The organism is Streptomyces sp. cmx-4-9 (genome assembly GCF_046548835.1).
In the GTDB taxonomy this organism is placed as follows: domain Bacteria; phylum Actinomycetota; class Actinomycetes; order Streptomycetales; family Streptomycetaceae; genus Streptomyces.
Genome location: NZ_JAEBEE010000001.1, coordinates 933965 through 949934 on the forward strand (window position 1 = coordinate 933965; position 15970 = coordinate 949934).

Here is a 15970-nt window from a genome sequence, read left to right on the forward strand (position 1 = left end):
TCCCGGCGCCGGCCCGCGCCCCGGCCCGCGGGGCTATCCGGCGCAGGGTCGCAGCAGTTCGGCGAGCGCCGGGCCGGCCGGGCCCTCCGGCGGGGCGATCACACAGGAGAGCGCGAGCCGGACGGCGAGTTCGCAGCGCTGCGCCCCCTCCCCCGGGGTGAGGGCCGCGGCGGCCCGGTCCCGTACCTCGCGGGCCAGCTGGCCGGGGCCGGGCGGCCCGGCGTCCGGCCGCGGCGGCAGTCCGGGGGCGGGCAGCGCGGCGTTCCAGGCCCCGGTGAGCAGGGCCCGTACGACGGGCTGCGCGCGGGCCGCGCGCACGGTCCACTCGGCAACGGCGAGGAGCCGCTCGGCGGTCGTGGCGGGCGTGCCGAGGGCCCGGTCCACCCCGTCGAGGTACCGTTCGGCCTCCTGCCGGACCAGGGCGCGGCCCAGGCCGGCCTTGCCGCCGAACTCGTTGTAGAGGGTCTGCCGGGACACCCCGGCGGCGGCCGCCACGTCGACCATCCGCACGGCAGGCCAGGGGCGCGCGGCGAGCGCTGCCGCGGCCGCATCCAGCAAGGACTCCCGGGCTGCCGGCATCGTCGTCTCCCCACTGGCCTGGCGGCTGGGCCTCCCCGCCAGAGTTGACGGGGCGACAGGTCCTGTCAAGAGCGCCTCCCGGCCGCAGGGTGGACCTCGTTGGTGGGGGTCCGGGAGTCCCGATACTGTTCGGCCATGCCCGAGTATGACGATGACCTGCGCCTTGCCCTCGAACTCGCCGATGCGGCGGACGCCGTCACGATGGACCGGTTCCGCGCCCTCGACCTGGTGGTCGAGACGAAGCCGGACATGACGCCGGTGAGCGAGGCGGACAAGGCGGCGGAGGAGGCCGTACGGGCGGGGATCGCGGCGGCGCGTCCCGACGACGCGATCCTGGGCGAGGAGTACGGCCTGGTGGGCAGCGGCCCGCGGCGCTGGGTGGTGGACCCGATCGACGGCACGAAGAACTACGTGCGCGGGGTCCCCGTGTGGGCGACGCTGATCTCCCTGATGGCCGAGGGCCCGGACGGGGTCTTCGCACCCGTCGTCGGCGTGGTGTCGGCGCCCGCGCTGGGCCGCCGCTGGTGGGCGACCCGCGGCGGCGGCGCGTTCGCGGGCGGGGCGCTCGGTGCGACCACGGCGATCGGCGTGTCCAAGGTGGCGGGACTGGGCGACGCCTCCTTCGCGTACTCCTCGCTGAGCGGCTGGGAGGAGCAGGGCCGCCTCCCCGGATTCCTGGACCTGGCCCGGTCCTGCTGGCGCACGCGCGGGTACGGCGATTTCTGGCCGTACATGATGGTCGCGGAGGGCTCGCTGGACCTGTGCGCGGAGCCCGAGCTGAACCTGTGGGACATGGCAGCCGTCGCGGTGGTCGTCGAGGAGGCCGGCGGGCGTTTCACCAGCCTGGACGGGGTGGACGGGGTGCACGGCGGGAACGCCGCGGCCTCCAACGGGCTGCTGCACGCACCGATGCTGGAGCTGCTGCGCCCGCGCGGGTGAGGCGTGGCCGGGAACGGCCGGCGGGCGCGGGCGCACCGCCGGGCCCGCACATGCGTGCCCACGCGCCTTCTTGTCGGCCCCCCGCGTCCGTGGGAATCTGAGGATCCGCCTGCTTGTGCGCTTGTGAAGGCCTTCTCAAGTGCACCCATCGAGCGGCGGGACTCACCCCAGGAGGTGGCTCTCTTCATGCTCGTCCGTGACGCCATGAGCACCGTGATCCTCACCCTCGGCCCCGCACACACCCTCCGCCAGGCGGCCTGCCTGATGTCCGGCCGGCGCGTCGGCGCCGCCGTCGTCCTCGACCCCGACCACAGCGGGATCGGCATCCTGACCGAGCGCGACATCCTCAACTCGATCGGCGCCGGCCACGACCCCGACCGGGAGTCGGTGGGCGCCCACACCACCAACAACGTGGTGTTCTGCACCCCGGACGCCACCATCCAGGACGCCGCCGAGGCGATGGCCCACGGCGGCTTCCGGCACCTGATCGTCCTGGAGCACGGCGGCCCGGTGGGCATCGTCTCCGTACGCGACATCATCCGCTGCTGGGCCCCGGAGCGGCGCACGGTCCCGGCGTAGCGGCGGCGCACCGCCGCGGCCGGGAACGACGACGGGCCGGGACCCCCGAGAGGGTTCCGGCCCGTCGCCCTTGCCACGGCAAGCAGTCGGTCAGCCGCGGAGGGCCTGGACCGCGGCTTCCAGCCGCTTGCCGAAGTCGCCGTCCGCCTGGCGGAAGTTGTTGATGGCGCGCTCGACGATGTCGTCACGGGAGACCTTGGCGATGAAGCCGGACAGGTTCTCGATCAGACGGGCCTTCTCGTCCTCGGAGAACAGGCGGTAGAGGTTGCCCGCCTGGACGAAGTCGTTGTCCTCGCGGTGCACCGGGGCGGCGTGGTTGCCCGTGCCGCCGGTGACCGGGGTGGAGATCCACAGCGGACGGTCCGTCTGGTGCGGTCCGCCGAAGCTGTTGGGCTCGTAGTTCTTCGCGCCCTTGTGGCGGCCGTCGTACAGGGCGCCGTCACGGGAGTGGGTGCGCGCCTCGGTGGCGTGCGGGCGGTTCACCGGCAGGTGGTCGGCGTTGATGCCGACGCGGTAGCGGTGGGCGTCGCCGTAGCCGAAGAGGCGGCCCTGGAGCATCTTGTCCGGGGAGGGACCGATGCCGGGGACGAAGTGCGCGGGGCTGAAGATGCTCTGCTCGACCTCGGCGAAGACGTTCTCCGGGTTGCGGTTGAGCTCCAGCTTGCCGATCTCGATCGGCGGGTAGTCCGCGTGCGGCCACACCTTGGTGAGGTCGAACGGGTTGAAGCGGTACTCGGCCGCCTCGGCCGCCGGCATGATCTGGACCTGCACGGTCCAGCTCGGGAAGTCGCCGCGCTCGATGGCCTCGCGCAGGTCGCGTTGGTGAGAGTCGGGGTCCTCGCCGGCGAGCCGGTTGGCCTCGGCCTGGGTGAAGTTCTTGATCCCCTGGTCGGTCTTGAAGTGGTACTTGACCCAGAAGACCTCGCCGGCCTCGTTGTTCCACTGGAACGTGTGCGAGCCGAAGCCGTCCATGTGGCGGTAGGACGCCGGGATGCCGCGGTCACCGAAGAGCCAGGTCACCTGGTGGGTCGACTCCGGGCTCAGGCCCCAGAAGTCCCACACGTTGTCGGCTTCCTGCGAGCCCGTGTACGGGTCGCGCTTCTGGGTGTGGATGAAGTCCGGGAACTTGATGGCGTCCTTGATGAAGAACACCGGGGTGTTGTTGCCGACGAGGTCGTAGTTGCCCTCTTCGGTGTAGAACTTCAGCGCCCAGCCGCGGGGGTCGCGCACGGCGTCGGCGCTGCCCAGGTTGCCGGCGACGGTGGAGAAGCGCAGGAAGGTCTCGGTCTCCTTGCCGACCTCGGAGAGGAACGCGGCGCGGGTCCACTGCGAGACGTCGCGGGTCAGCGTGAAGGTGCCGTAGGCGCCGGCGCCGCGGGCGTGCACCACGCGCTCCGGGATGCGCTCGCGGTTGAAGTGGGCGAGCTTCTCGAGGAGGAGCTGGTCCTGAACCAGGACGGGGCCGCCGATGCCGGCGGTCTCGCTGTTCTGGTTGTCGGCGACCGGGGCTCCGGCCTCCGTGGTGAGCGGTCCCTGCGTCACGTGCGCCTCCTGCGTCATTCCTGCATGTCCTGTCCTCGGCCTGCTCGGCCGGTGCCGTACTCGATCCTACGATAGACTTTGTCTAAGTCAAGCAAGGTTCCAAAAACATACGGGTTCAGGAGTTACACCCAGTCCCCACACTGTTAGGCTGGCGTACATGAGTGACCTGCTGGATCGACTTCGCGGACGCGGATGGCGCATGACCGCACAGCGGCGCGTCGTGGCCGAGGTGCTCGACGGTGACCACGTCCACCTCACGGCCGACGAGGTGCACGCCCGGGCGGCGGCCCGGCTGCCGGAGATCTCCCGCGCGACCGTCTACAACACCCTGGGCGAGCTCGTGACCCTGGGCGAGGTGCTGGAGGTCTCCACGGACCGCCGCGCCAAGCGCTACGACCCGAACGCCCACCGGCCGCACCAGCACCTGGTGTGCGCCCAGTGCGGTGCGATCCGCGACGTCCACCCGGCGGGCAACCCACTGGCCGACCTGCCCGACACCGAGCGCTTCGGCTTCGTGGTCTCGGCGGTCGAGGTGACGTACCGCGGGGTGTGCCCGAACTGCGCCGCCGCCTAGCCCACCAGGGCCGTGGGACACGGAAGGGCCGGGAGCCGGAGCTCCCGGCCCTTTGCCGTTGTCGGACCGCAAACGACTCGAGGCCCGGATCCATGGGATCCGGGCTTCGGGCCTTCAGTAGCGGGGACAGGATTTGAACCTGCGACCTCTGGGTTATGAGCCCAGCGAGCTACCGAGCTGCTCCACCCCGCGTCGGTAAACCCGACTGTACGTGAGCCGGCGCGGCAGATGCAAATCCCTTCCGGGGCCGGCCGGCGGGGCCGGGGTCAGGCCGACAGCTCCTCGGCCAGGGCCTCGCGCAGCCGGGCCGCCCGTTCCGAGACCTCGGCGGGGCCGAGCTCCATGGCCCGCACGCACCACTTCTGCCCCTCGGCGAGGTCGCCGTGGCGCGCCGCGAGCAGGCCCAGACGCAGGGCCGCCCGACCGTGGCCGGCCACCGCCGCGCGGGTCCACCACAGGGCCGCCTCGGGCTCGTTGCCCTCGCGGGCCAGCAGCAGCCCGAGGTTGAAGGCTCCGTTGCGGGACCCGGCCTCGGCCGCCTCCCGGTACCAGCGGGCCGCCACCGCCAGGTCGCCCCGGGCCGCCGCCAGCATGCCGACGCGGACCTGCGCCCGCCGGTGCCCCAGCTCGGCGGCCCGCTCGTACCACTCCTCGCTCTCGGTCCGCGGGACGCCGGACAGCGGCTCGCCCAGCGCCACCGGCTCCGCGGGCGGGGCCAGCGACTCCAGCAGCGAGGCCAGCCGGAAGGCCGCCTCCGCGCTCCCGCCGCCGGCCGCGCAGCGCAGGTGCCGCTCGGCGGCCCGCTCCTCGCCGTCCCGCACCAGGGCGATGCCGACCTGGAGCGCCGCGTCGGTGTGGCCCGCCGAGGCCGCCCGCTCGTACCACTTCAGAGCCGTCCGGTCCTCGTCGCGGCTGGCGAAGAGGATGCCCAGGTTGAAGGCGGCGTCCACGCTGCCCGCCTCCGCCGCCTTCGAGAACCACGGCTCCGCGCCCTCCGCGTCGCCGCCCTGGAGCAGCAGGATGGCGAGCGCGTTGGCCGCTTCGCGGTGTCCCGCGTAGGCCGCGCGCCGGTACCACTGCTCGGCCTGCGCGGTGCGGTCCTGCGCGACGCACAGCAGGGCGAGGTTGTACGCCCCGTTCTGGTCGCCCGCGTCCATGGCCGCCCGGTACCAGCGCTCCGCGGTCTGCGTCTCCCCGCGGGCGGCGTGCAGCGCGCCCAGCGCGTTGGCCGCGTTCGCGTCGCCGTCCTGGGCGGCGCGGTGCCACCACACCGCCGCGTTCTCCTCGTCCCCGGCGTCGCGCAGCAGGAAGCCCAGCGCGCAGGCCGCGCGGGCCTCGCCCTGCTTGGCGGAGGTCAGGTACCAGCGCCCGGCCTCCTTCAGCTCGCCGCGCGCCTCCAGCAGGGCGCCCAGGTGCAGCGCGGCCCTTCGGTGCCCGCGCGCGGCGGCCTGGCGGTACCACTGCTCGGCCTCGACGGGGTCGCCCTTGCGCAGGTGGCGGGCGAGCCGGTAAGCGGCTTCGCGGTGCCCCTGTTCCGCGGCGGCCCGGAACCAGCGCTCGACTCCCTTGTCCCCCCGGTGCTCCAGCAGGTCGGCCAGGCCGTACGCGCCGAGGGCATGGCCGGACTCGGCCGCCTGGCGCAGCCAGTACTCGGCGGCGGGCTCGTCCCCGCGCTCGCGGAAGTGGCGGCCCAGGGCGTGGGCCGCCGGCGCCGACCCGGCGACGGCGGCGACGCGCCACCAGCCCGCGGCCTCTTCGGGGTAGCCCCGCTGGTGCAGGAGAACGCCGAGGTTGTTCGCGGCGGCCCGGTCCCCCTCGGCGGTGGCCCCGCGCAGGTACGGCTCGGCTCCGGCCAGGTCGCCGCGGCGCAGCAGCAGCGCGCCGAGCACGCTCATGGCACCGGGGTCGCCCTGGTCGGCGGCCACCCGGTGGCGGGCTTCCAGCTCGGCGTCGCTCGCCGTGTCGGTCTCGGCGAACATCTCCTGCGCGAAATCCGCATCGGTCAGCACGGTCTGCGCGTTGACAGCGGGAGCCGTCTCCTCGGCGCCCGTACCCGGCTCCGCCTCCGCCCTCACAAACCGCCCTGTCTCCAGCAGAGTTGACCTGTCCCCCATAAATCCCATCGTCGCATCACCTGCTACCCGCGTACACCTGGTATGTCGCAGTCAGTGAGGTCACTACAGCGTTTTGTCGACATGCCCACAGAGAGACAAGTCAAACACGCTCCTACCCCAACTCACTCTCCCTAGCTACCGCGTGTCCACTCCGGACATGACGAAGGCCCGGATCCCATGGATCCGGGCCTTCATCTTCAGTAGCGGGGACAGGATTTGAACCTGCGACCTCTGGGTTATGAGCCCAGCGAGCTACCGAGCTGCTCCACCCCGCGTCGGTGAAACCACAGTATCACGACGCGGGACGGGGCCCTTACCGACCGCAGGCGCGGCCGGCAAGGGCCCGGCGGCCGCTAGCCGCCCGGGGCGGGGGACGGCGTCAGCTTGGCCTCCGCGTCGACCGCCCGCTTCAGTGCGGCCTTGATCTCGTCCTGCGCCTTGCCGAAGGCAGCCCAGTCGCCGGCCTGGCGGGCCTTGTCGGCATCCTCCACGGCCTTCTGCACGTCGGCGAGCGCCGCCTTGACCGTCGGGTCGGTGGCGGGCGGCGGCGGGTTGGTGGTCCCGTCCGGCGGGGTCGTCGTCGGCGGGGTGCTCGGGGCCTCGGCACCGAAGACCACGTTCAACGCCTTCTCCAGGGTGTCCTCGAAGGCCACCTGGCCGCCGTAGGTCACCAGCACCTTGCGCAGGATCGGGTACTTCACGCCGCCGCCGCGCACGTACACCGGCTCGACGTTGAGCATCCCGCCGTCCAGCGGGATCGTCAGCAGGTTGCCGTACTCGACCTGCGAGTCGCCCCGGCTCAGGATGTTGATCTCCTGGGCGATCTCCGGCTTGGAGTTGAACTTGCTCTGCACGAGCTTGGGGCCGTCGACCGGGTTGCTCGTCGGCAGCTTCAGGACCCGGATCTTCCCGTAGTCCGGGGTCTTCGGGTCCGCGTTGATCGCCATGAAGGCGCTCAGGTTGTCGCGGCCATTCGGCGTGAAGGTGGTGGTGAGGGAGAAGACCTGCTCCTTCTCCTTCTGGTCCGGCATCTTCATCGACAGGTAGTACGGCGGAACCGCGTTGCCCGCCTTGGTCGTCGGGTCGTCCGGCACCGACCACGCCTCGCTGCCGCTGAGGAAGGTCTGCGCATCGGTGACGTGGTACCGGGTGAGCAGCTCGCGCTGGACCTTGAAGAGGTCCTGCGGGTAGCGCAGGTGGTCCATGAGCGGCTTGGAGATCTCGCTCTTGGGCTTCACCGTGCCCGGGAACGCCTTCATCCAGGTCTTCAGGACCGGGTCCTCGGTGTCCCACTGGTACAGCTTGACCGTGCCGTCGTAGGCGTCGACGGTGGCCTTCACCGAGTTGCGGATGTAGTTGACCTGGTTCTCCTGCGCCACGACCGCGCGCTGGCTGTTGGTCAGCGAGTCGGCGGTGGTGTCGCCGAGGGTGGTGCGGGAGGCGTACGGGTAGCCGTTCGTCGTCGTGTACGCGTCGACGATCCACTGGATCCGGCCGTCCACGACCGCCGGGTAGGGGGCGCCGTCGATGGTCAGCCAGGGGGCGACGGCCTCGACGCGCTCCTTGGGCGTGCGGTTGTACAGGATCCGCGAGCCCTCGCCGATGGCACCGGAGTAGAGGATCTGCGGCTCGCTGAAGGTGAGCGCGTACGCCGCCCGGTTGACCGGGTTGTCGAGGCTGACGCCGGAGCCGCCCTGGTAGCTCGTCTCCTTCTCACCCTTGTCGTCCGAGTAGTCGAGCTCCTTCTGCGGACCGCCGACGATCGAGTACTGCTTGGTCTGCTCGCCGTAGTAGATCTGCTGCTCGAAGGTGCCGAGTTCGCCCTTGGACGGCAGGTCGGACTCGATGAAGACCGGGTCGCCGGTCTTGGTGACCTCGGTGCCCTTGGCCGCGACCACGCCGTAGCCGTGCGTGTAACGGAAGTGGTCGTTGATCCAGTTGTTCTTCGGGATGCCCGCGAGGTTCAGCTCGCGCAGCCCGATGACGGTGTCCTGGCCGTTGTACCGGTCGACCGCCAGGGTGGGCGGGAAGCCGTAGTAGCCCTTGTTCTGCTGGAGCTGCTGGAAGGCCGGGGAGACGATGTTCGGGTCGAGGAGGCGGATGCTCGCCGTGGTGTTGGCGTCGGCCCGCAGCTTGTTCTTGTCCGCGTTCGCCGGAGCGGCTCCCGCGTACTCGTCGACCTTGGTCTCGGCGATCCCGTAGGCGTCACGCGTCGCCTTGATGTTCTTCTCGACGTACGGGGACTCCTTGGCCTGCTCGTTCGGCTGGACCTGGAACTTCTGCACGATCGCCGGGTACAGGCCGCCGATCAGGATCGCCGAGAGCACCATCAGGCCGAAGCCGATGACGGGCAGCTGCCAGGTGCGGCGCCACAGCGTCGCGAAGAACAGCGCGGCGCAGATCGCGGCGATCGCCACCAGGATCGTCTTGGCCGGGAGGTACGCATTGGCGTCGACGTAGCGCAGGCCGGTCCAGTTGTCCGCGGCCTTGAAATCGCTGGACTTCACGGCGAGGCCGTACCGGTCGAGCCAGTACGCGATCGCCTTGAGGGTCACGAAGAGGCCGAGCAGCACCGACAGGTGCCCGGTCGCCGCGGCGGTGGCCCGGGCGCCCGGGCTGGTCACGCGCAGTCCGCCGTACAGGTAGTGCACGACGGCCGCGGCGATCACCGACAGCACGACCGCGGCGAAGCCGAAGCCGAGCAGGAAGCGGTACCAGGGCAGGTCGAAGGTGTAGAAGGACACGTCCAGGTGGAACTCGGGGTCCTTCTGCCCGAAGGACACCCCGTTCACGTACATCAGCCAGGTCTTCCACTGGCCGGCCGCCGAGGCGCCCGCGATCAGGCCCACGAGCACCGCGATGCCCAGGAGCAGCCACTTCTTGTACGGGGCGATGCTCATCCGGTACCGGTCGAGGCTCTGCTGCTCCATCGACATGGCGCTGAGCGGGGGCCGCAGCCGGTACGCCAGCCAGATGTTCAGCCCCACCGCGCCGGTCATCAGCAGACCGAAGACCGAGAACAGCCCGATCTTGGTCCACAGGGTGGTGGTGAAGACCGAGGAGTACTTCACGGAACGGAACCAGAGCCAGTCCGTCCAGAATCCCGCGAACATGATGAAGAGCATGGCCAGGACGGCCAGCACGCCCAGGGTCATGAGGAGAGTGCGGGCCCGCCGGGACGGTCGGCCGACTCTCATCCGTGGCCCCGAGGGGCCTCCGCCGCGGTCCGGCATCTGGAAAGCCAAGGTGCGCACCTCTGAAAGTCGCTGTATCCGGTGTGAAGGGGGCCCTCGATCGTAGAGCCCACTCATGCAACTTACTGAGGCTTTGGTCAGTTCCCGGTATCCGGTGGAAAGGAGGCAGGATGTTGTCCATGTCCAACCTTTCGCCTTCCCCCGGCACGCCGATGGCGGCCAGCCCGCTGACCCGTGCCTGTCTCGAGATCGACGAGTACGCGGCCGGACTCGGCTGGGACAAGCCCGCCCGGCTGTTCGCCCTCGTCGACACCGCCCGGCTCAAGAAGCAGGAGCCGCGGCTGGCGAGCCAGCTCGGCCTCGACCAGGACGACGCGGGCAAGTCTTCCCTCACCCCGATCGAGCAGGAGGAGGTCCCGGCCGGCACTCCCCTCGACACGTTCCTGGGGACCCTCGCCTGGCCCGACGCGGTCGTCGGCTGCGCCCTGACGGTGGAGCGGCTGATGCTGCCGCCGTCGGCGGAGGCCTCCGTACCGGAGGGCCTCGGCGACAAGCAGCTGGCGAAGTGGGTCGCCGGCCACCCGGAGCGGCAGGAGGTCCGCCTCACGGTGGCCGTGCTGCGCGACGGCTCGCGTGAGTCGGCCGTACGGCTGCGGGAGAAGGACTCCTCGACCGAGGTGCTCACCGGCGGCAACCTGGTCCCGGGGCTGGCCGAGGCCCTCGCGGCGACGTTCTCCTAGTCCCGCACGGGGCGGGCGGGGCCGGGCCGGACGCTCAGGAGGTGCTGCTGCACTGCGGCAGCCCGGCCTTGTCCCCGGTGCGGATCTTCTCCAGGGCCTTCGTGGCGTCGTCGATGGTGGAGACCTTCACCAGGGTCAGTCCGCCGGGGACGTCGGCGGCTGCGGCCGCGCAGTTCTCGGCGGGCGTCAGGAAGAACTCGGCGCCGGCCTGGCGGGCGCCGATGGTCTTCATCTGGATCCCGCCGATCGGGCCGACCTTGCCCTTGTCGTCGATGGTGCCGGTGCCCGCGACGAACTTCCCGCCGGTCAGGTCCTCCGGGGTGAGCTTGTCGACGATGCCGAGGGCGAACATCAGGCCGGCGCTGGGGCCGCCGACGTCGGCCAGCTTGATGTCGATCGTGAACGGGAAGGTGTGGTCGCTCCCGGCGCGGATCCCGACGACGGCGTGGCCGTCGCCCTCCGCCTTGCCCGTGGTGATGGAGACCCTGGCGGAGCCGGTGGGCTCGCGGTGGGCCTTTGCCGCCTCGGCCACCTCCGTGGCGGGCAGCACGGTGAACTCCACCGGCTCGCCGGCCTTGTGCCGGGTCACGTAGGTGGCGACGTCCTCGGGGCCGGTCACGGGCCGGCCGTCGACGGCCTGGACCACGTCGCCGGCGTGCAGCTTGCCCTCGGCGGGGCTGTCCTTCACCACGGTGGAGACGATCACCCGCGCGGTGACCGGGATGCCCAGCTGGCGCAGGGCCGCCACCTTGGCGCTCTGCTGGGACTGGCTGAACTCCTCGGCGTTCTCCTGCGAGGACTGCTGCTCCGTCTTGCCGTCCGGGTAGAGGTTCTCGTGCGGGACGACGATGTTGTCGCCCGCCAGCCAGCCGTACACCGCTTCCAGCAGGTTCATGTCGTAGTCCGCGCCCGTGACGCGGACCGTCGTCATGTTCAGGTGGCCGCTGGTCGGGTACGTCTTGCGCCCCGCGATGTTGAGGACGGGCTCGCCGTGCGAATCGCCGAGCGTGTTCACGGTGGGGCCGGGGCTCATCTCGGAGTAGGGGACCTTGATGAACACCCCTGCGCAGAGCAGCGCGAACAGCATCAGGGTGGAGGCGAGCATCGTCGCAGTGCGGCGTGGCATGGATCCGACAGTACGGGACGGCCCTGGCGGGCGGCCCCTGGGGCCGGGCCGTACGGGGGCGGTCCGCGGAACTCTCAGCGGATTCTCACGGGACGCCTCAGACGGCGTCGGAACCGGAGTGCGCCTCCGCCTTCGCCCGGGGCCGGTCGGACCGGTCCATGGCCTCGCGGAAGCGCGCGTAGCCCGCGAGCTCGGATATGTCGCCCTGGGTACGGTCCCGGGCCGCCCAGCTGCCCCATATCGCTGCGCCGACCGCGGCCAGCAGCGGAATCAGCAACCACGCCAGTGACGCCATGGGCGAGCCTCCCTACCCCGAGAAGTACGTGTCGTTGGTGGCTTCAACGCTGGTGCCCGGACAGGGGTTACGCAAATCGAGGGCGTGTTGCGCGGCCGAACGGGTGCGAGGCTACCCCCCTCCGGGGGGTGTTGCGCGCGCGGGGGTTCGGCCGGCGGCCGGTTGTGCCGTCAGCAGGCCCCGACCCATTCCTCGGTGCCGTCGGCGAAGGTCTGGTGCTTCCAGATGGGGACCTCGTGCTTGAGGTCGTCGATCAGCATCCGGCAGGCCTCGAAGGCCTCGCCGCGGTGCGGGCAGGAGACGGCCACCACGACCGCCAGGTCGCCGACGGCCAGGTCGCCCACCCGGTGCACGGCGGCCAGGGCGCGGACCGGGAACTTCGCCACGACGCGCTCGGCGACGCGGCGCATCTCCGCCTCCGCCGTCGGGTGGCAGGAGTAGCCGAGCGCCTCCACGTCCGCCCCGCCGTCGTGGTCGCGCACCGTGCCGACGAAGAGCGTCGTCCCTCCTGCCGCCTCGTCCCCGACGGCCTGGAAGACCTCGTCGATCGAGAGCGGGGTGTCACGGATCTGGAGCAGCCGGATCGGGTCCGGAGCGGCCTGCTCGCCGGGGTGGTCGAAGTGCGGTGCCATACCGTCCATCGTGCCCTAGCCGCCGCCGCGGCGAAATAGCCGGATCACCCGGCGCACGCCGTCCCGATTGGGAGCCTCCTACAGGAAACCGCTGGTGGTGGCCGGTTTCCGGCCAGCGGCCCGGCCGCCCGGAGCCGGAGCCCTCCGGTCCCGCCCGGGCCCGGCGCGGGCGGCGAGCCGGGTCCGGCCGGGCCGCGAGCACGCCCCGAGGGGGCCTTGAGGGTCCGCCCGGCGCCTCAGATGCCGCGGCGCTTGCGGGCACGGCGGACCGCGGCGGCGGCGCCCAGCAGGGCGACCGTCGCGCCGGCGGCGCCGGCGGCCGTCGCGGCGTCCTTGCGGCCCAGCCTGCGGCCCGCGACGGTGTGCCGACCGGCGACCTCCTGGAGCAGCTCGGCGAGCACCTCCTCATTGGTCCAGCGGGGGCGCCAGCCCGCCGCGTGCAGTCCGCTGACGCTGACCACCCACGGGTGCATCGTGTACGCGAGGTCCCCGGCCGGGGACGGGGTCAGGCCGATCCGGTGGAGCCGGGCCGCCGCGCCGAGCGCGACCGCCGAGGGCAGCTCCATGCGGCGGATGCCGCTGAGCTCCTCGACCTCCTCCTGTTCCAGCCAGCCCTCGCAGCCGACGGCCAGCTCACCCTCGACCTTCTCCAGGGCGGCGTATTCCAGGGCGCTGACCAGGTCCTCCACGTGGCAGAACTGCCACGTGGGGCGGGAGCCGGCCACCACCAGCAGGCGCGGGGACTCGAAGTAGCGGGTCAGAGCGGTGTCGGTGCCGCCGACGAGGACCGCCGGACGGACCACGGTGACGTTGAGCCCGGGGTGCGCGCGGGGGGCCCGCCGCCCCAGCCGCTCGATCTCCAGCAGGTCTCCGACGCCCGTGGCCTCGGCGGTGGCCCGCAGCTCGGAGTCCTCCGACAGCGGGATGTCGTTGTCCGGCAGCGCCCCGTAGACCATCGCCGAGGTGCACAGCACCACGCGGTGCACCCCGGCCGCGGCGGCTGCCGTCAGGACGGTCTGGGTGCCGCGCACGTTGTACGCGGTGCGGGCCGCGGGGTCCGATTCGAGGTCGAGGTCCAGCGCCAGGTGCACCACCACGTCCGCGCCGCGCAGCTTCTCGGCGATCGCAGGGTCCCGTACGTCCAGGACGTGCCACTGGGCGGCCGCGCACTCCCCGCGCCGCTCGTCGATGGCCAGCACCTGCTTGACCTCGTCGGAGGAGGCCAGGCGCTCCACCAGGGCCGCGCCGACCCCGGAGGCCGCACCGGTGACGGCGACCACCGGGGCGTGCCGCCGGGAGCCGTCCGGGTTACGCGGCTGGCGAACGCCGGCGGCGCTGTCACCGTCGTCGGGGCGGTTTTCGGCGTCGTGGGTCGCGGGGCTGTGCTTATCCGAAAACTGCGGATCCGGGGAACTCACCAGGCGTCTCCAGCGGTTGTCTTCAGTAGGGGCGCGCCGTGACGCGTACCCACCAGGTGATGTCCATCCTGCCGCAGCCCAGGAGTCGGCGGAGCACCGAGCCCGGAAGCGGGTGGGGTGTCTACGCTGGGTGGTGTTGTCGGACCATTGCCCGTCGGCACCCGCCGGCGGCCCTACGAGCCGAGGAAACCCGTGAGCGACACCCCATTCGGATTCGGCCTTCCGCCGGAGGAGCCGGAGAACGGCGACGAGGGCAGGAAGAAGGGCGGTCAGGGCGGTCAGGGCGGCCCCGCGAATCCGTTCGGGTTCTCGGGCATGGGCCTGCCGGGCGGCGCCGGAGGCCCGGGCGGCGCGGACAACCCGTTCGCCGCCATGTTCGGCGCGATGAACCCCGGCGACCTGGGCGCCGCCTTCCAGCAGCTGGGCCAGATGCTCAGCTACGAGGGCGGTCCCGTGAACTGGGACATGGCCAAGGACATCGCCCGGCAGACCGTGGCGCAGGGCACTGCGGACGGCGTGAAGGACTCCAGCGTCGGCGTCGCCGAGAAGTCGGCGGTCCAGGAGGCCCTGCGCCTCGCCGACCTGTGGCTGGACGATGCGACCTCCCTTCCGTCCGGCGCCGCCACCGCCGTCGCCTGGAGCCGCGCCGAATGGGTCGAGGCGACCCTTCCGGTGTGGAAGGAGCTCGTGGACCCGGTCGCCGAGCGCGTCGGCGCGGCCATGGGCGGGGTCCTGCCCGAGGAGATGCAGGCCATGGCGGGCCCGCTGCTCGGCATGATGCGCTCCATGGGCGGGGCCATGTTCGGCCAGCAGATCGGCCAGGCCGTGGGCACCCTCGCGGGTGAGGTCGTCGGCTCGACGGACATCGGGCTTCCGCTGGGCCCCGCCGGGAAGGCCGCGCTGCTGCCCCTGAACGTCGCGGCCTTCGGCAAGGACCTGGGCGTCCCCCCGGACGAGGTGCGCCTGTACCTGGCCCTGCGCGAGGCGGCCCACGCCCGGCTCTTCGCCCACGTGCCGTGGCTGCGCTCGCACCTGTTCGGCGCGGTCGAGGGGTACGCCCGCGGCATCAAGGTCGACACCTCCAAGCTGGAGGACGTGGTCGGCCAGCTCGACCCGTCCAACCCGGAGCAGCTGCAGGAGGCGCTGGCGGGCGGCATGTTCCAGCCGCAGGACACGCCCGAGCAGAAGGCCGCCCTGGCCCGTCTGGAGACGGCCCTCGCGCTGGTCGAGGGCTGGGTCGACGCGGTGGTGCACGCGGCGGCGAAGCCCCGGCTGACCTCGGCCGACGCCATGCGCGAGACGATGCGCCGGCGGCGCGCCTCGGGCGGTCCGGCCGAGCAGACCTTCGCGACCCTGATCGGCCTGGAGCTGCGCCCGCGCCGGCTGCGCGACGCTTCGCGGCTGTGGGCTTCGCTGACCGACGCGCGCGGTGTGGACGGCCGGGACGGGCTGTGGGAGCACCCGGACATGCTGCCGACGGCCTCCGACCTGGACGACCCGGACGGCTTCGTGCACCGCGAGCAGCTGGACTTCTCCGAGATCGACAAGATGCTCGGCGAAGCCGCCCGCAGGCAGGACGACGCCGGCGGCAACGGTGCCGTGGACGACGCGGGCGACCAGGACGGTGAAGGTCAGAAGTGAGCCTGTACGACGACGCGGTCCTCGTACTGAAGCAGTACGAGGACCAGCCCGAGCTGCGCGACCTCTACCTGGAGCACCTGGCGGCCCATCCGGACGGGGTCTACAAGCCCTGCCGGGCCGGGCACGTCACCGGCAGCGCGCTGGTGGTCGACCCGGACCGCGGGCGCGTTCTGCTCACCCTGCACAGGAAGCTCGGCATGTGGCTGCAGATGGGCGGCCACTGCGAGCCGGGCGACGCCACGCTCGCCGACGCGGCCCTGCGGGAGGCCGCCGAGGAGTCGGGCATCGCCGCCGGGCTGAGCCTGGTCCCCGGCGGCCCGGTCCGGCTGGACCGGCATCCGATCCCGGAGCCCTGCAACTGGCACCTGGACGTGCAGTACGCGGTGCTCGCCCCGGCCGGGGCGGTGGCGGAGATCAGCGAGGAGTCGCTCGACCTGCGCTGGTATCCGTACGCGCAGGTGCCCGAGGTGGCCGATGCCTCGGTGGTCCGGCTACTGGAGGCGACCCTGGTGCGGCTCGGCGCCTGAGCGGAGCCGGGGGCCGCGGGCGGCACGGCTCAGGGGCGGTCCCCGTCGGGACCCCGCCCCTGAGCCGTGG

At 72.1% G+C, this 15970-nt stretch carries 14 protein-coding genes and 2 tRNA genes; 6 read left to right on the forward strand and 10 right to left on the reverse strand.

The features are described from left to right. Positions 1-33 precede the first annotated feature (33 nt). The gene (locus ACLJTM_RS04370; protein WP_411101974.1) at positions 34-579 is read right to left on the reverse strand and encodes a TetR/AcrR family transcriptional regulator; all 546 of its coding nucleotides are present in this window, start codon (positions 577-579) and stop codon (positions 34-36) included. A gap of 135 nt (positions 580-714) precedes the next feature. Between ACLJTM_RS04370 and hisN the strand changes: the two genes are divergently transcribed. Both hisN and ACLJTM_RS04380 read left to right on the forward strand, forming a co-directional pair. Further along, positions 715-1518, forward strand: a complete 804-nt coding sequence (gene hisN / locus ACLJTM_RS04375) for a histidinol-phosphatase (RefSeq protein WP_411101975.1) — start codon at positions 715-717, stop codon at positions 1516-1518. Between the two features lie 186 nt (positions 1519-1704). Continuing rightward, on the forward strand, positions 1705-2097 hold the full coding sequence (locus ACLJTM_RS04380; RefSeq protein ID WP_411101976.1) for a cyclic nucleotide-binding/CBS domain-containing protein: 393 nt from the start codon (positions 1705-1707) through the stop codon (positions 2095-2097). Between the two features lie 90 nt (positions 2098-2187). On the opposite strand, the gene ACLJTM_RS04385 is transcribed toward ACLJTM_RS04380, so the two are convergent. Then, positions 2188-3657 (reverse strand): catalase, encoded by a 1470-nt coding sequence (locus ACLJTM_RS04385; RefSeq protein ID WP_411101977.1) that lies wholly within the window; start codon positions 3655-3657, stop codon positions 2188-2190. Positions 3658-3796: 139 nt separating this feature from the next. On the opposite strand from ACLJTM_RS04385, the gene ACLJTM_RS04390 reads away from it, so the two are divergent. Then, positions 3797-4213: a Fur family transcriptional regulator gene (locus ACLJTM_RS04390; RefSeq protein WP_411101978.1), complete on the forward strand. Its 417-nt coding sequence runs from the start codon at positions 3797-3799 to the stop codon at positions 4211-4213. A 118-nt stretch (positions 4214-4331) separates the two neighbouring features. On the opposite strand, the gene ACLJTM_RS04395 is transcribed toward ACLJTM_RS04390, so the two are convergent. From ACLJTM_RS04395 to ACLJTM_RS04410, 4 genes are all read right to left on the reverse strand, one after another. Then, positions 4332-4405, reverse strand: a tRNA-Met gene (locus tag ACLJTM_RS04395). A 74-nt stretch (positions 4406-4479) separates the two neighbouring features. Next, a complete protein-coding gene (locus tag ACLJTM_RS04400; protein WP_411101979.1) occupies positions 4480-6336 on the reverse strand; it encodes a tetratricopeptide repeat protein in 1857 nt (618 codons plus the stop codon). Between the two features lie 192 nt (positions 6337-6528). Next, positions 6529-6602 (reverse strand) — tRNA-Met (locus ACLJTM_RS04405). A gap of 78 nt (positions 6603-6680) precedes the next feature. After that, a complete protein-coding gene (locus ACLJTM_RS04410) occupies positions 6681-9560 on the reverse strand; it encodes a UPF0182 family protein (protein WP_411102278.1) in 2880 nt (959 codons plus the stop codon). Between the two features lie 131 nt (positions 9561-9691). Between ACLJTM_RS04410 and ACLJTM_RS04415 the strand changes: the two genes are divergently transcribed. Beyond that, a complete protein-coding gene (locus ACLJTM_RS04415; RefSeq protein WP_411101980.1) occupies positions 9692-10261 on the forward strand; it encodes a PPA1309 family protein in 570 nt (189 codons plus the stop codon). Between the two features lie 34 nt (positions 10262-10295). On the opposite strand, the gene ACLJTM_RS04420 is transcribed toward ACLJTM_RS04415, so the two are convergent. From ACLJTM_RS04420 to ACLJTM_RS04435, 4 genes are all read right to left on the reverse strand, one after another. Next, positions 10296-11387, reverse strand: coding sequence for a PDZ domain-containing protein (locus tag ACLJTM_RS04420; protein WP_411101981.1), 1092 nt, complete (start codon positions 11385-11387; stop codon positions 10296-10298). Between the two features lie 97 nt (positions 11388-11484). Further along, complete coding sequence (locus tag ACLJTM_RS04425; RefSeq protein WP_411101982.1) at positions 11485-11682, reverse strand: hypothetical protein; 198 nt, start codon at positions 11680-11682, stop codon at positions 11485-11487. A gap of 170 nt (positions 11683-11852) precedes the next feature. Then, positions 11853-12314, reverse strand: a complete 462-nt coding sequence (locus ACLJTM_RS04430; protein WP_411101983.1) for a molybdenum cofactor biosynthesis protein MoaE — start codon at positions 12312-12314, stop codon at positions 11853-11855. 236 nt (positions 12315-12550) lie between these two features. Then, positions 12551-13732, reverse strand: coding sequence for an SDR family oxidoreductase (locus tag ACLJTM_RS04435; protein WP_411101984.1), 1182 nt, complete (start codon positions 13730-13732; stop codon positions 12551-12553). A gap of 192 nt (positions 13733-13924) precedes the next feature. Here ACLJTM_RS04435 and ACLJTM_RS04440 point away from each other — a divergent pair, with 192 nt between their 5' ends. Both ACLJTM_RS04440 and ACLJTM_RS04445 read left to right on the forward strand, forming a co-directional pair. Then, complete coding sequence (locus ACLJTM_RS04440; RefSeq protein WP_411101985.1) at positions 13925-15373, forward strand: zinc-dependent metalloprotease; 1449 nt, start codon at positions 13925-13927, stop codon at positions 15371-15373. Next, on the forward strand, positions 15370-15900 hold the full coding sequence (locus tag ACLJTM_RS04445) for an NUDIX hydrolase (RefSeq protein ID WP_411101986.1): 531 nt from the start codon (positions 15370-15372) through the stop codon (positions 15898-15900). The genes ACLJTM_RS04440 and ACLJTM_RS04445 overlap by 4 nt, the downstream gene beginning before the upstream one ends. Positions 15901-15970: the final 70 nt, after the last annotated feature.

What these genes read in the sequence shown, in the direction of transcription:
- ACLJTM_RS04370 (WP_411101974.1), bottom strand. Translation starts at nt 579, where the DNA reads ATGCCGGCAGCCCGGGAGTCCTTGCTGGATGCGGCCGCGGCAGCGCTC.
- hisN (WP_411101975.1), top strand. Translation starts at nt 715, where the DNA reads ATGCCCGAGTATGACGATGACCTGCGCCTTGCCCTCGAACTCGCCGAT.
- ACLJTM_RS04380 (WP_411101976.1), top strand. Translation starts at nt 1,705, where the DNA reads ATGCTCGTCCGTGACGCCATGAGCACCGTGATCCTCACCCTCGGCCCC.
- ACLJTM_RS04385 (WP_411101977.1), bottom strand. Translation starts at nt 3,657, where the DNA reads ATGACGCAGGAGGCGCACGTGACGCAGGGACCGCTCACCACGGAGGCC.
- ACLJTM_RS04390 (WP_411101978.1), top strand. Translation starts at nt 3,797, where the DNA reads ATGAGTGACCTGCTGGATCGACTTCGCGGACGCGGATGGCGCATGACC.
- ACLJTM_RS04400 (WP_411101979.1), bottom strand. Translation starts at nt 6,336, where the DNA reads ATGGGATTTATGGGGGACAGGTCAACTCTGCTGGAGACAGGGCGGTTT.
- ACLJTM_RS04410 (WP_411102278.1), bottom strand. Translation starts at nt 9,560, where the DNA reads ATGCCGGACCGCGGCGGAGGCCCCTCGGGGCCACGGATGAGAGTCGGC.
- ACLJTM_RS04415 (WP_411101980.1), top strand. Translation starts at nt 9,692, where the DNA reads ATGTTGTCCATGTCCAACCTTTCGCCTTCCCCCGGCACGCCGATGGCG.
- ACLJTM_RS04420 (WP_411101981.1), bottom strand. Translation starts at nt 11,387, where the DNA reads ATGCCACGCCGCACTGCGACGATGCTCGCCTCCACCCTGATGCTGTTC.
- ACLJTM_RS04425 (WP_411101982.1), bottom strand. Translation starts at nt 11,682, where the DNA reads ATGGCGTCACTGGCGTGGTTGCTGATTCCGCTGCTGGCCGCGGTCGGC.
- ACLJTM_RS04430 (WP_411101983.1), bottom strand. Translation starts at nt 12,314, where the DNA reads ATGGCACCGCACTTCGACCACCCCGGCGAGCAGGCCGCTCCGGACCCG.